This is a genomic window from Streptomyces sp. NPDC051738, assembly GCF_044453205.1.
In the GTDB taxonomy this organism is placed as follows: Bacteria; Actinomycetota; Actinomycetes; order Streptomycetales; family Streptomycetaceae; genus Streptomyces.
In genome coordinates, this window is the sequence record NZ_JBITCM010000015.1 from 229898 (window position 1) to 241732 (window position 11835).

An 11835-nucleotide genomic window follows, 5' to 3' on the forward strand; every position below is an offset into this window, starting at 1 on the left:
CGCCAATGTTCAGCCCCGAAGGCCCCTCGTTGCGTGAACTCGCCGTCCAGGCGCTGTCGTCCGTGGAGCGCGGATACGACCTGCTCGCCCCCAAGTTCGACCACACTCCGTTCCGTACGCCGGACTCGGTGCTCTCCGCCGTCACGACGGCGCTCGCGCGCACGGGCCCGTACGACGACGGACTCGACCTCTGCTGCGGGACGGGCGCCGGCGTGGACGTGCTGGCCGGGGTGTGCCGGCGCAGCGTCACCGGCGTCGACTTCAGCGCCGGCATGCTCGACGTCGCCCGGCGGCGGGTGCGGGCGGACGGGCCGCGAGTGTCCTGGGTCCGTGCGGACGCCCGGGCCCTGCCGTTCGCCCCCGCCTTCGACCTCGTGGTGAGCTTCGGGGCGTTCGGGCACTTCCTGCCCCGTGAGCTGCCGGGGCTGTTCGCCCAGGTCCGCTCCGTCCTGCGGACCGGCGGATGCTTCGTCTTCCCGGTCGTGGCACCGCCGGGTCCCGCGTCCCCGGTCTACTGGATGCTGCTGGGCTTCGACGCGGTGATGCGGGTACGCAACGCCGTGTGGCGTCCCCCGTTCGTCATGTACTACCGGGCCTTCCGGCTCGGCGAGGTGCGGAGCGAACTGACGCGTGCGGGTTTCCAGGTGGAACTGCAGGCACTGCCCGAGTTCGGACGGCAGCGGGACGGGAGCCCGCACGTGCGGATGGTGGTGGCGCGGCGCCGGGCGGATTAGCCGGGGTTGGATCACAAGGCGCTGTACAGGGCGTCCACCAGCGCCATCTTCCGTGGGTCGTTGGCGATATGGGGGCCCATGGCGTTCATCGCATAGCCCAGCGACACCCCGGCCTCCGGGTCGGCCAGCCCGCAGGAGCCGCCGAAGCCGTCATGCCCGAAAGCCCTCGGGTTGGGCCCGTACGAGCCGTTCGGCCCGCTGAGCCACAGGCCGAGGCCGACCTCGGTCTCACTCTCGAACCCGGCGCCGAGCACCAGATCGCGGCAGCTGCCCTGCCCCTCGCGGACCCGCTCGGCCGCCTCGGGGGAGAGGATGCGGTGGCCGTCGTACGCCCCGCGACCCGCGAAGATCCCGTACAGCGCGGCGACCGCCCGCGCCGCGCCGTGGCCGTTCGCGGCGGGGATCTCCGCGGCCCGCCACTCGGGCGAGTTGGCCTGGGCCGCCCCCACGACCGGGTTGGTCAGCGCGGCCAGGGCTGCGGGCGCCAACTGACTGAAGATCGCGGCCTGTTCACTGCTCGTCGCGGCCGGCGGATGTATCAGCTCGGCCACCCGCCCGGAGTCCTTCTCCGGCAACCCGATCGCGAAGTCGATGCCGAGCGGCCCGGTCACCTCCCGCTCCAGAAAGGCCCCGGGCAGCAGCCCCGACACCCGCCGCACGACCTCCCCGACCAGGAAGCCGAACGTGAGGGCGTGATACCCGGAGACCGTCCCCGGCGTCCACCACGGTTCCATCGCCGCCAACCGCTGTGTCGTCAACTCCCAGTCGCAGAGCTGCCGAAGCGAGTGCGGCTCCCGCAGACCGGACAGACCGGCCCGGTGTGACAGCAGATGCCGTACGAGGATCTGGTCCTTGCCCGCGGCGGCGAACTCCGGCCAGTACTCGGCCACCGGTGCGTCGAGGTCGAGCAGTCCCCGGTCGGCGAGGATGTGCGCGCACAGTGCCGTCGGTCCCTTGGACGTGGACCACACGTTGACCAGCGTGTCGCGCTCCCAGGGGCGGCTGCGGGCCGCGTCGGCCCATCCGCCCCACAGGTCCACGACGGTCTCGCCGCCGATCGTGACGGCGACCGCGGCGCCCAGCTCCCCGCGCTCGCGGAAGTTCGCCTCGAACGCCGTCCGCACCGCCGCGAACCGCGGATCGCAGTGGCCGTGCACCTGCGCCTCGTGCTCCGTCATGGGCCGTCCCTCGTCGTCCGCCGGAAACCCGGGCCGCTCCACCGCGCCCCGGGCTTCCCTGAACGTACCGACTGGTCGGACTGGGTGGAAGGTGCCGGGCACTCCGAATCACCGGAAGAGCCGTGCGGCACGTCCACGCCATGCTCGGTCAAGACGCGCTCAGGCGTGCGCGCGCAGCCAGTCCAGCTTGGCCGCGTCGTGGAACGGGCCGCCGCCCTCGTGGTCGTTGAAGTCGTACACCTCGATGGCCTTCTCGTCGTGCGCCCAGGCGTTGAACGCCGCGAAGACGGTGGACGGCGGGCAGGTCTGGTCCTCCAGGGCCGCAGAGAAGAGGGCGGGCGCCCGGCCGCGGGCCGCGAAGTGGACGGCGTCGAAGTAGGACAGGGTGTTCAGGACGTCCTCGGTGCGGCCCCGGTGCGTCTTGAGGTAGTGGCCGATCTCGCGGTACGGGTTGCGGTCCGTCAGGGTCGTCGCGCGCGGGTAGTCGCACAGGAACGGCACGTCCGGCGCGATCGCCGCCAGGTCCGGCACCAGGCCGCCGACCGCGATCGTGATGCCGCCGCCCTGGCTCGCGCCCAGTGCGATCGTGCGCGAGGCGTCGGTCAGGGGGTGCGAGCGGGCGGCCTCCACGGCGCGGACCGCGTCCGTGAACACCCGGCGGTAGTAGTAGTTCTCGGGCGCGTCGATGCCACGGGTCATGAAGCCGGGGTAGGCCGGCGCGGCGCCCACCGGGTCGGGGGTTCCGCCGCCGGCGCCCCACGCGCTGCCCTGGCCGCGCGTGTCCATCATGAAGTGCGCGCGGCCCGTGGACGCCCACAGCAGGTTCTCGTGCGGCAAGCCGCGTCCGCCGCCGTAGCCGATGAACTCCACGACCAGCGGGAGCGGCTCCGTGGCCTCGGCGGGCAGCCGCAGCCAGCCCTTCACCGGGTGACCGCCGAACCCGGCGAACGTCACGTCGTACACCCGCACCGTGGACAGCCCCGTGTCGACCGGCTCGAAACGGGCGTCCAGATCGTGCCCGCGCGCCTCGTCGAGGGTCTTGGACCAGAACGCGTCGAAGCCCTCGGGCTCGACGGACTTGCTGCGATACTCGCGCAGTTCGTCGAGCGGAAGGTCGAACAGGGCCATGGAGGACCGCCTTTGCGAAGAGTGACTGCGGATGATCACACCGTACGTGGATGATCGGACGACTGGCCAGATCTTTCCCGGGCCGAGCCCTACGATGGCGCCATGACGTCTGCCGTCGCTCCTCCGGTCCGGACCGCGGAACTGCTGGTCAGGGATGCCGAACTGCTCGCCGTGGACGCAGGGCGGGAGATCCCGGGCGGCTGGCTGGCAGTCACCGATGGTCGGGTGACCGGCGTCGGCACCGCCGGGAGCGAGCCCGAGGCCCGCACGACCGTCTCGGCGGCCGGACGGCTCGTCACGCCGGGCCTGGTCAACACGCACCATCACATCTACCAGAACCTCACCCGCTCCTACGCGCCCGCCGTGAACGGCTCCCTGTTCGACTGGCTGACCACCCTCTACCCGCTCTGGGCCGGCCTCGACGAGGAGGCCGCGTACGTGTCGGCGTACGTCGGCATGGCCGAACTGCTCATGGGTGGCTGCACCACGTCGTCCGACCACCTCTACGTCCATCCCCGACCGCGCCTCGTCGACGCCGAGATCCGCGCCGGCCGCGACATCGGCTTCCGCTTCCACGCCACCCGCGGCTCGATGACCCGCTCCGTCGAGGACGGGGGGCTGCCGCCGAGGAGCGTCACGCAGACCGAGGAGGAGGTGCTCGCCGACAGCGAGCGTCTGATCCGGACGTACCACGACCCCGAGCCGGGCGCGTTGGTGCGGGTCGCCCTGGCGCCCTGTTCTCCGTTCTCGGTGACGAAGTCACTGATGACCGCGACCGCCGAACTCGCCGAGCGGCATGACGTACGACTGCACACGCACCTCGCCGAGGACCACGACGAGGACACCTACTGCCTTGAGACGTACGGCTGTCGTCCCGTCGAGTACTTCGAGGAGACGGGGTGGATGAGCGACCGCAGCTGGGTCGCGCACTGCATCTACCCGAACGACGCCGAACTGCGCCGCCTCGCGGCCGCCGGGGTCGGCGTGGCGCACTGCCCCAGCTCCAACATGCTCATCGGCGGCGGCACCGCGCGCGTGAAGGAGATGCGCGAGCTGGGCCTGCCCGTCGGCATCGGCTGCGACGGCTCCGCCTCCACGGACCACGCCTCGCTCTGGATGGAGACCCGGGCCGCGCTGCTGCTGGGCCGCTACCGAGGCGGCCCCGGCGCGATGACCGCCCGTGACGCCCTCGACATCGCCACCCGTGGCTCGGCGCGCTGCCTGGGCCGGGAGGACGAGCTGGGCCATCTGCGGCCGGGGGCGTGCGCCGACCTCGTCGTCTGGGACCTGCACGAGGTCGCGCTGGCCGGTGCGGTGAGTGACCCCGTGGAGGCATGGCTGCGGTGTGGTCCCGCCCGGGCCTGGACCACGGTGGTCGCGGGCCGGATCCTGGTCGACCGCGGTGAGCCCCGGCTGACCGGGCTGGCGGACGCCCTGCGGGAACACGGCGCGATCGCGCGCCGGATGCAGCGGGGGGTGTAGCCGACGGCGGACGCAGGACGCGGCCGCGGGAGGTGCGCGCAGGGCATCAAGGGGCGCGCACGGGTATCGGGACGTGCGCACCCGGGACCGAGGCGCGTGCGAGAGGCAGATCAGCAGCACGCACGCCACGGCTCAGGCCCGACGGCGCGTCCAGTTCGGCTCCGTGCGGGCCCACTCCCGCTCCCATTCCGCCAGGCGGCGACGCATCGCCGTGTGCCGTACGACGGCGTGGCCGAGGAGGATCACGGCGACCGCGCCGCCCGCCGCGCAGACGCCGAGGGTGACCGTGTGCTGCCAGACCGCCGTGCCGTCCGGCGGCGGGGCCACGCTCCGGCCCCGGGAGTCCACCCACACGTCGACCGTCTCACCGGCCCGTGTGCCCGCCGCCACATGTGCGGTGGCCGTACGCACACCGCCCCCGGGCTCCGTCCAGCGGACCGTCACCTCCGTGGACGGCTGCCGTCCCCTGTGCGCAGTGGGCAGCGCGTCCGATGCCCCCTCGACCGTCTCGGCCCGGAGATGACGGCGATCGGCGCGCTGCTCGCGGGCCGTGGTCCGGGCGTCGTCATGGGCCCACCAGCCCGCGACCACCCCGACCAGGGGCGCGACGACGATCAACAGGACGGCCACGGCCCATAGGCTCCACGCCTCCACGACATCCGACCGGCGCCGCAGCGGATTCGGCCGCCTGCGCCAGCCACGTACCCGGCTTCGCATGCCGTGCGGGTACCCCGTGCCCCGGACATCGTTCCTGACGATCCCGGACGGACACACGTCCTCGCGCCCGGCCGCCGATGAGCCGAAGCCCGCGATGATCAGCCGAAGCGCTCGATCCGGATACGGTCCACCGGTTGGCCTGCCGCCACGAGCAGTCGTGAGGCGTGTTCCGCGAAGGCGTTGGAGCCGCACACATAGGCCTCCCACCCACCGGGAGGCCGCTCGGCCAGGAGTGGCGCCACATGTGCGGCGGCCATACGTCCCACCGGCACACCTGCCGGCGCGCTCCGGGTGAACACGAGCGTCGTCTCCACGCCGTACTCCCGCGCGTAGATCAGCTCCTCCGGGCTGCGTGCCGACACCAGCAGCCGCAGCGGCACGTCCAGGTCAAGCGCCCGGTGGTGCCGCACCATCGACATCAGCGGTACGACGCCGGAGCCGGCGCCGATCAGCAGCGCGGGCCGGTCCCCGGGCCAGGCGAAGAAGCCGCTGAGCGGGCCGCGCACCTCAACCGTGTCACCGGGCGCGGCCACCGTGTGGAACCAGCCGGACACCTCACCGCCCTCGACATGGTCGAGGGTCAGCTCGATGTGCCCGGGGTCGTCCGGAGCGGACGCGATCGAGTAGTGGCGCTGGGCCACATAGCCGTCGCCGGCGGTCAGCCGCAGCATCAGGTGCTGGCCGGGCAGATGGCCCGCCCACGCGGGCACCGCCAGCCGGAACGTGGCGGCGTGCGGGGTCTCCCGGCGGATCTCGGTGATCGTGGCGGTCTGCCACACCGCGGCGGCACGGTTGCTGACGGCGATCCGGCCGGGCACGGCGAACCGGGTCGCGGGAGTGAACGCTTCGGCCGCCTCGGCCATGTCGATTACCTCAGTCACCGGAGTACCGCTGTTCCTCCCAGGGGTTGCCGCGGGCGTGGTAGCCGTTCTGCTCCCAGAACCCCGGCTCGTCGTGGTCGAGGATCCGCAGGCCCGCGATCCACTTGGCGCTCTTCCAGAAGTACAGGTGCGGCACCAGCAGCCGTGCCGGGCCACCGTGCTCCGGAGCGAGCGGCTCCCCGTCGTACTCCCAGGCGATCCAGGCCCGCCCGCCGGTGAGGTCGGCGAGCGGCAGGTTCGTGGTGTACCCGGTGTGCGCATAGGCGACGGCATGTGTGGCGGACCCATGGGGCCGGGCCACATTGAGGAAGGCGTCCAGTGACACGCCCGCGAACCGCACGCCGAACTTCGACCAACTCGTCACGCAGTGGATGTCGCCCTCGTACGCCGACGCCGGCAGCTCGTGCGCTTCCTCCCAGCTCCAGGTGCGCGGCTCCTCGACGAGACCGTCGACGCGGAAGGACCAGTCGGCGGGCGTGAGGTCGGGCGTGACCTCGGCGGAGAGGACGGGCCAGTCGTCGCCCGCGTCGTACTGGCCGGGCGGCAGTCCGGCGTTCTGGACGCGCGGGCGTCCGGTGAAGCCTCGGGTGACATTCATGGGGGTGGTGCCTCCAGGCCGCCGTAGGCGACGGCCCGCGGGTCGAGCGTGATCAGTAGGTGTTCATTCAACCGTACGCGTTCGCGCTCGTTCCTCGATGCCCGGGGACCCCTCGTGATCGTTGGGGTAGTGTGGCCGTCCGGCCGGGGGAGTCCCGGCATGCGGAGCAAGGGAGGTGAGACCCATTACCGCTGTGTCAGGTCGGGTGCTCTCACCTCGAACCGGTCGAACCGGCGTGGATCACCGCCAGTAGACGACCGCGAGAGCGCCCTTCGGCTTCCGAAAGGCTCTCGGCATCCATGCCCCCTCTGTCCGCTTCCTCGTCCTCGCCGTCGTCCCCCTCACCGCTGGTGAGCTCGCGCGACGCCGTCGTGACCGCCCTGCGCGCCGCCGGCTGTGTCTTCGCGGAGGACGAGGCCCGTTTGATCCTGGCCGCCGCCCGCACCCCGGACGAGCTGGCCGCCATGGTGGACCGCCGTGTCACCGGCCTGCCCCTCGAACTCGTCGTCGGCTGGGCCGAGTTCCGCGGTCTGCGCATCGCGGTGGAACCCGGCGTCTTCGTGCCCCGGCGCCGTACCGAGTTCCTGGTCGACCAGGCCCTCGCCCACGCCCCGGACGCGTCCGTCGTGGTGGACCTGTGCTGCGGCTCGGGCGCGGTCGGCGCGGCACTGGCCGCCGCACTCGGCGGGGTCGAGCTGCACGCCGCCGACATCGACCCGGAGGCGGTGCGCTGCGCCGGCCGCAACGTGGCCCCCTTCGGCGGCCAGGTCCACGCGGGCGATCTGTTCGAGGCGCTGCCCGGCGTCCTGCGCGGCCGTGTCGGCATCCTCGCGGCGAACGTGCCGTACGTCCCCACCGACGAGGTCGGCCTGCTGCCCGCCGAGGCACGCGACCACGAGCCGCGCGTCGCTCTGGACGGCGGCCCGGACGGCCTGGATGTCCTGCGCCGGGTCGCCGCCGAGGCGCCCCGCTGGCTCGCGCCCGGCGGCTGTCTGCTGATCGAGACCAGCGAACGCCAGGCGCCGACGGCCCTGGAGGCCTTCACCCGCAGCGGACTGTCGGCACGTCTGATCGCCTCCGAGGAGCTGTACACGACGGTCGTGGTCGGCCTCAACTGAGCGGGCCGGAGGGCCGGGTCACGTGGTGGTGGCGGTCTTCTGCCTCGCCAGTCACCCGGCCCCCGGTCGGTTCTGCCACTCGTCTCAGTCGCCCGCGAATACGCGCGAGGCAGTCCTGGTGGCCTCACCGTGCACGCCGCCTCCGCCGAAGCCGAACCCGAAGCCGCCGTGCCCGTGCCGTTCGCGGGGCGTGTCAGGTGACGGCGGGGCCGATCCGGAGGCCGCAGGCGAGACCCCGTCGTCGGCGCCCTACCTGTCAACTCGGCGGCAGCACGCGGGCGATGAGCAGCGCCACGTCGTCGGAGTTGTCGGGCCGGTGCAGGGTGCGCAGGAGGAGGTCGCAGCACTCCTCCAGGGGGCGGTCGGGGTCGTCGAGGAGCTCCAGGAGCGCGTCGAGGCGCTCGTCGAGGGGGTGCTGCCGGGTCTCGACCAGCCCGTCCGTGTAGAACACCAGCTGGTCGCCGGGTTCGAGGTCGACGGTCGTCGTCGAGAAGGCGACACCGCCCACGCCCAGCGGCGCCCCGGTGGGCAGTTCGAGGAGTTCCGGGGGGTGGCCGTGGCGGACGCGGACGGGCGGCAGATGCCCGGCGTTGGCGATCCGGCACTGCCGCAGCCGCGGGTCGTGGACGGCGTAGACGCAGGTGGCGATGGAGTGGTCGAGGCCCTCGGTGATCTTGTCGAGGTGTTCCAGGAGCCGGGTCGGTTCGAGGTCGAGGGAGGCCAGGGTGTGGGTCGCGGTGCGCAGTCGGCCCATGGTCGTGGCGGCGTCGATGCCGCTGCCCATCACGTCGCCGACGACGAGCGCGGTCTTGCCGCCCTCCAGGGGGATCACGTCGAACCAGTCGCCGCCGACCTCGGCGATGGCGCCCGCCGGCTGGTAGCGGGAGGCGACCTCCAGACCGCCGGTCACCGGCGGGTGGCTGGGCAGCAGACTGCGCTGGAGGGTCAGGGCGGTGTCGCGGGCGTTCTGGTACCAGCGTGCGTTGTCGATCTGGACGGCCGCGCGGGCCGCCAGCTCACGGGCGAGCAGCAGGTCGTCCTCGCTGAACGGCAGCGGATTGCGGGTGCGCTTGAGGTCGAGGGCGCCGAGCACCTCGCCGCGCGCGATCAGCGGCACCGCCAGATAGGAGTGCACACCCGCGCGCACCAACTGCAGGGCGGCCTCGGGGGAGCGGGCTATACGCGGCAGGTCCTTCTCCTCGACATGGGCGACCATGACGGGGCTGCCGGTGCGCACGCACTCGGTGACCAGGCGGTCCGGGCCGTAGCGGGCGACCTGCCCGGGCGGGTCGGCGGCGTCCAGGGCCTCCGTGTCGTGCGCCGCCCGGACGGCCAGGGCCCGGATCACGGCCGACTCGGCGGGGCCGAGGGTGCTGCGCCTGCCCTCCATCACGGCGTCCAGCAGATCCACGGCCGCCACGTCGGCGAGCTCCGGCACGGCGACGTCGGCCAGCTCGTGCGCCGTGCGGTCCAGCTCCAGCGTGGTGCCGATCCGCGCGGAGGCGTCGGCGATGAGGGCCAGGCGCCGCCGCGCCGTCTCCGCCTCGACTGCCGCCTGGTGCTGCTCGGTGATGTCGACGGCCATACCGGCCACGCCCAGCACCGTCCCCGCCGTGTCCTCCAGCCGGTAGAGCGAGATGGACCAGAAGTGCTCCATGTCCGGGTCGGCCTTGGTCCGGCCCATGATGCGTTGGTTGACGATCGGATCACCGGTCCGCAGGACCTCGCGCAAAGCCGCTTCGATGGCCTCGGCGGCATCGGGATCGGGCAGCAGCTCACGTGGCGTGAGGCCGATGTGATCCTCGGCTGCGACGCCGTTGAGCAGCGCCAGCGCCGGGTTGACGGAGACGTAGCGCAGCTCGGTGTCCAGGACGGCCAGCCCGACCGGAGCCTGGGCGATCGTCCGTGTCGACAGGGCCACGTCCCGCTCCACCTGGCGGACCGTCGACTGGTCGGCGCACAGGCCCAGCGCGTAGACGTCCCCCTGGTCGTCCAGCAGCCGCATGTTGCGGAACTCCACCAGGCGCGTGCTGCCGTCCTTGCGCCGGATCGGGAAGGCCCCGGCCCAGCCCTCACCGGTCTCCATGACGTCGGCGAACAGCTTGACGACCAGGTCGAGGTACTGCTCGTGGACCATGATCCGGGCGGCGTACTCGCCCAGCGCCTCCTGCGCCGGATAGCCGAACAGCTCCTCGGCCTGAGGGCTCCACAGGACGATGCGCCCCTCGGTGTCCAGGACCACCGAGGCCACGCCCAGCACGTCGAGCAGCCCGCTGGGCCCCACCGGCCCGCGGACCGGCTCGTCGCCCTCGGCGACGGGCGGTTCGGCTGCAGACATCCCACGCACCGCCTTCACCCATCCTCGCGGCACGCCGTTCCCCCGTGCCGACTCCCCTTGTTCTACCGCGTTCAACCGGATCCGGGCCCCCTTGGTAGTTCACCTCCACCATCCCTCAACACGACGAGGAACGTCCGCCGAAGCGGTGACGAGGCCATGTGACTGTGGCCGATCAGACAGCGCACGTTCGCCGCCTTGGTCTGTACATGACCACATCGCCCCGCCAGACTGTCCGCCGACACGCCCCCACCCCCAAGGAGTCGCTCCCATGGCCCTGCGTGCCCGGCAACGTTGTCATGCCGTTCTCACCGGCCTCGTCGCCCTCGCCTCCGCCGCCGTGCTGACCACCGCGACGCCCGCGCAGGCCGCCGACACCTGGGCGGAGGTGGGCTCCGACCGTGCCGACCCGCTGACCGAGAGCCAGGGCCTGACCTCCGTCGAGGTCCCGGCGAACAGCCCCAACCGCTACACCGGCATCGGCACCATCCCCACCTCGGTCAGCAGCCGCGGCTGGAACCACGTGGGTGACCCCGACGCCTCCTACAACGGCTACTACGTCGAGCCGTACCAGGCGGACTCGGGCAGCGCGAAGATGTTCCGGGTGCAGGCGCCGGACGGGACCTGGTCGGAGTACGTCCACGCGCTGGGCTCCGGGGAGGCGCTGAACAACTCCTTCGTCGCCATCACGCCCGGCGGCCAGTGGATGGTCTCGGGCGAGTGGGGCACCATGACCCGCCTGCTCGTCCACCCGACGCCCGGCGTCAACCCGAGCACGTCCCCCTCCGCGAACCTCCCCTGGACGTCCAGCGTCCGCCTGGACCACGCCGTACGCGACGTACAGGGCTGTGACTTCCTCAGCGCCACGACCCTGCTGTGCTCCTCCGACGACCCCGCGGGCACCCTCTTCGGCATGACCAAGCCGCTGCTCCAGATCGACCTCTCCGCCGAGCCAGGCAGCTCCGACGTGAGCGGCCATGTCACGGCCCTGCGCCAGCTGCCGCTGCGCAGCTCCTGCTCGGGCGAGTTCGAGACCGAGGGCATCGACTACGACCGCCGTACCGGCACCCTGCGCGTGATCGTCGTCTCGCCAGGCTTCTGCGTGCTGACCGACAGCAAGACGTACCGGTTCACGCGGAGCTGAGGCACGGACGCGACGGGCTCCGCCGGTAGTGCTCCGGCGCACGTGGTGCTTTTCTTGGGGTTGGGGTCCGGTTCCGCGGGCTACCCGTGGCACCGCGGCGCGGCCACGAGAGGAGCGATCACGATGGATCGTGAACGACTGCACGAGGAACCCGTCTCCGTCGAGATCAGCGGATGCAGCAAGGAGGACGCCCGGATCGTCTTCGACACGCTGTGCACGTGCTTCGAGTCCGACCGGGGCCCCGAGGACGTACCGCAGCAGCTCCATGAGACGCGCCCCATGGTGTGGCTCGGCACCTTCGAGGTCACGGACACGCACGAGTGCCCGCCGCCCGCGCGGCTCTCGTCGTCCGTGGAGGCCGACGCGCAGGGCGGCTACTGGGCCATCGAACGGCTCCGTACGACGCTGGACTCCCTGTTCACGGTGCACGACCTCACCTCGGCTTCAGGTGACCAGGAGCGGGAGTTGCACGTGGTGCTGAAGAGCCGGTCCGGGGTCTCCTGACGAGAGCGCCCGGATG

Annotated in this window: 11 protein-coding genes; 5 read left to right on the forward strand and 6 right to left on the reverse strand. The window is 72.3% G+C overall.

What is annotated here, in order from left to right; genetic code table 11:
- The first annotated feature begins 5 nt into the window (after window positions 1-5).
- The gene (locus ACIA8X_RS31700) at window positions 6-734 is read left to right on the forward strand and encodes a class I SAM-dependent methyltransferase (protein ID WP_393444026.1); all 729 of its coding nucleotides are present in this window, start codon (window positions 6-8) and stop codon (window positions 732-734) included.
- An 11-nt stretch (window positions 735-745) separates the two neighbouring features.
- Here ACIA8X_RS31700 and ACIA8X_RS31705 read toward each other — a convergent pair whose 3' ends face one another.
- Window positions 746-1912: a serine hydrolase domain-containing protein gene (locus ACIA8X_RS31705; RefSeq protein WP_393444024.1), complete on the reverse strand. Its 1167-nt coding sequence runs from the start codon at window positions 1910-1912 to the stop codon at window positions 746-748.
- A 159-nt stretch (window positions 1913-2071) separates the two neighbouring features.
- Window positions 2072-3040, reverse strand: a complete 969-nt coding sequence (locus tag ACIA8X_RS31710) for an acetylxylan esterase (RefSeq protein WP_393444022.1) — start codon at window positions 3038-3040, stop codon at window positions 2072-2074.
- 102 nt (window positions 3041-3142) lie between these two features.
- Here ACIA8X_RS31710 and ACIA8X_RS31715 point away from each other — a divergent pair, with 102 nt between their 5' ends.
- Window positions 3143-4522 carry an 8-oxoguanine deaminase gene (locus ACIA8X_RS31715; protein ID WP_393444020.1) on the forward strand — a complete coding sequence of 460 codons (1380 nt, stop codon included), beginning with the start codon at window positions 3143-3145 and terminating at the stop codon, window positions 4520-4522.
- Between the two features lie 132 nt (window positions 4523-4654).
- On the opposite strand, the gene ACIA8X_RS31720 is transcribed toward ACIA8X_RS31715, so the two are convergent.
- The 3 genes from ACIA8X_RS31720 to ACIA8X_RS31730 all read right to left on the reverse strand — a co-directional run bounded on the left by ACIA8X_RS31720 (window position 4655) and on the right by ACIA8X_RS31730 (window position 6718).
- Window positions 4655-5239 carry a hypothetical protein gene (locus tag ACIA8X_RS31720; protein WP_393444018.1) on the reverse strand — a complete coding sequence of 195 codons (585 nt, stop codon included), beginning with the start codon at window positions 5237-5239 and terminating at the stop codon, window positions 4655-4657.
- 98 nt (window positions 5240-5337) lie between these two features.
- A complete protein-coding gene (locus ACIA8X_RS31725) occupies window positions 5338-6102 on the reverse strand; it encodes a ferredoxin reductase (protein ID WP_393444379.1) in 765 nt (254 codons plus the stop codon).
- Window positions 6103-6112: 10 nt separating this feature from the next.
- Complete coding sequence (locus ACIA8X_RS31730; RefSeq protein WP_393444016.1) at window positions 6113-6718, reverse strand: sulfite oxidase-like oxidoreductase; 606 nt, start codon at window positions 6716-6718, stop codon at window positions 6113-6115.
- Window positions 6719-7017: 299 nt separating this feature from the next.
- Here ACIA8X_RS31730 and ACIA8X_RS31735 point away from each other — a divergent pair, with 299 nt between their 5' ends.
- Window positions 7018-7836 carry a putative protein N(5)-glutamine methyltransferase gene (locus tag ACIA8X_RS31735; protein WP_393444014.1) on the forward strand — a complete coding sequence of 273 codons (819 nt, stop codon included), beginning with the start codon at window positions 7018-7020 and terminating at the stop codon, window positions 7834-7836.
- Window positions 7837-8092: 256 nt separating this feature from the next.
- Here the strand turns inward: ACIA8X_RS31735 and ACIA8X_RS31740 are convergent, their stop codons facing one another.
- Window positions 8093-10174, reverse strand: a complete 2082-nt coding sequence (locus ACIA8X_RS31740; protein ID WP_393444012.1) for a SpoIIE family protein phosphatase — start codon at window positions 10172-10174, stop codon at window positions 8093-8095.
- Window positions 10175-10442: 268 nt separating this feature from the next.
- Between ACIA8X_RS31740 and ACIA8X_RS31745 the strand changes: the two genes are divergently transcribed.
- Together ACIA8X_RS31745 and ACIA8X_RS31750 are read left to right on the forward strand one after the other, a co-directional pair.
- Window positions 10443-11315, forward strand: coding sequence for a hypothetical protein (locus tag ACIA8X_RS31745; protein ID WP_393444010.1), 873 nt, complete (start codon window positions 10443-10445; stop codon window positions 11313-11315).
- A gap of 123 nt (window positions 11316-11438) precedes the next feature.
- Window positions 11439-11819, forward strand: coding sequence for a hypothetical protein (locus ACIA8X_RS31750; RefSeq protein WP_393444008.1), 381 nt, complete (start codon window positions 11439-11441; stop codon window positions 11817-11819).
- Window positions 11820-11835 lie beyond the last annotated feature (16 nt).

Bases quoted from the DNA above. Each gene is read 5' to 3' on its own strand.
- ACIA8X_RS31700 (WP_393444026.1), top strand. From the start codon at position 6: ATGTTCAGCCCCGAAGGCCCCTCGTTGCGTGAACTCGCCGTCCAGGCG.
- ACIA8X_RS31710 (WP_393444022.1), bottom strand. From the start codon at position 3,040: ATGGCCCTGTTCGACCTTCCGCTCGACGAACTGCGCGAGTATCGCAGC.
- ACIA8X_RS31730 (WP_393444016.1), bottom strand. From the start codon at position 6,718: ATGAATGTCACCCGAGGCTTCACCGGACGCCCGCGCGTCCAGAACGCC.
- ACIA8X_RS31750 (WP_393444008.1), top strand. From the start codon at position 11,439: ATGGATCGTGAACGACTGCACGAGGAACCCGTCTCCGTCGAGATCAGC.
- ACIA8X_RS31715 (WP_393444020.1), top strand. From the start codon at position 3,143: ATGACGTCTGCCGTCGCTCCTCCGGTCCGGACCGCGGAACTGCTGGTC.
- ACIA8X_RS31735 (WP_393444014.1), top strand. From the start codon at position 7,018: ATGCCCCCTCTGTCCGCTTCCTCGTCCTCGCCGTCGTCCCCCTCACCG.
- ACIA8X_RS31705 (WP_393444024.1), bottom strand. From the start codon at position 1,912: ATGACGGAGCACGAGGCGCAGGTGCACGGCCACTGCGATCCGCGGTTC.
- ACIA8X_RS31745 (WP_393444010.1), top strand. From the start codon at position 10,443: ATGGCCCTGCGTGCCCGGCAACGTTGTCATGCCGTTCTCACCGGCCTC.
- ACIA8X_RS31725 (WP_393444379.1), bottom strand. From the start codon at position 6,102: ATGGCCGAGGCGGCCGAAGCGTTCACTCCCGCGACCCGGTTCGCCGTG.
- ACIA8X_RS31740 (WP_393444012.1), bottom strand. From the start codon at position 10,174: ATGTCTGCAGCCGAACCGCCCGTCGCCGAGGGCGACGAGCCGGTCCGC.
- ACIA8X_RS31720 (WP_393444018.1), bottom strand. From the start codon at position 5,239: ATGCGAAGCCGGGTACGTGGCTGGCGCAGGCGGCCGAATCCGCTGCGG.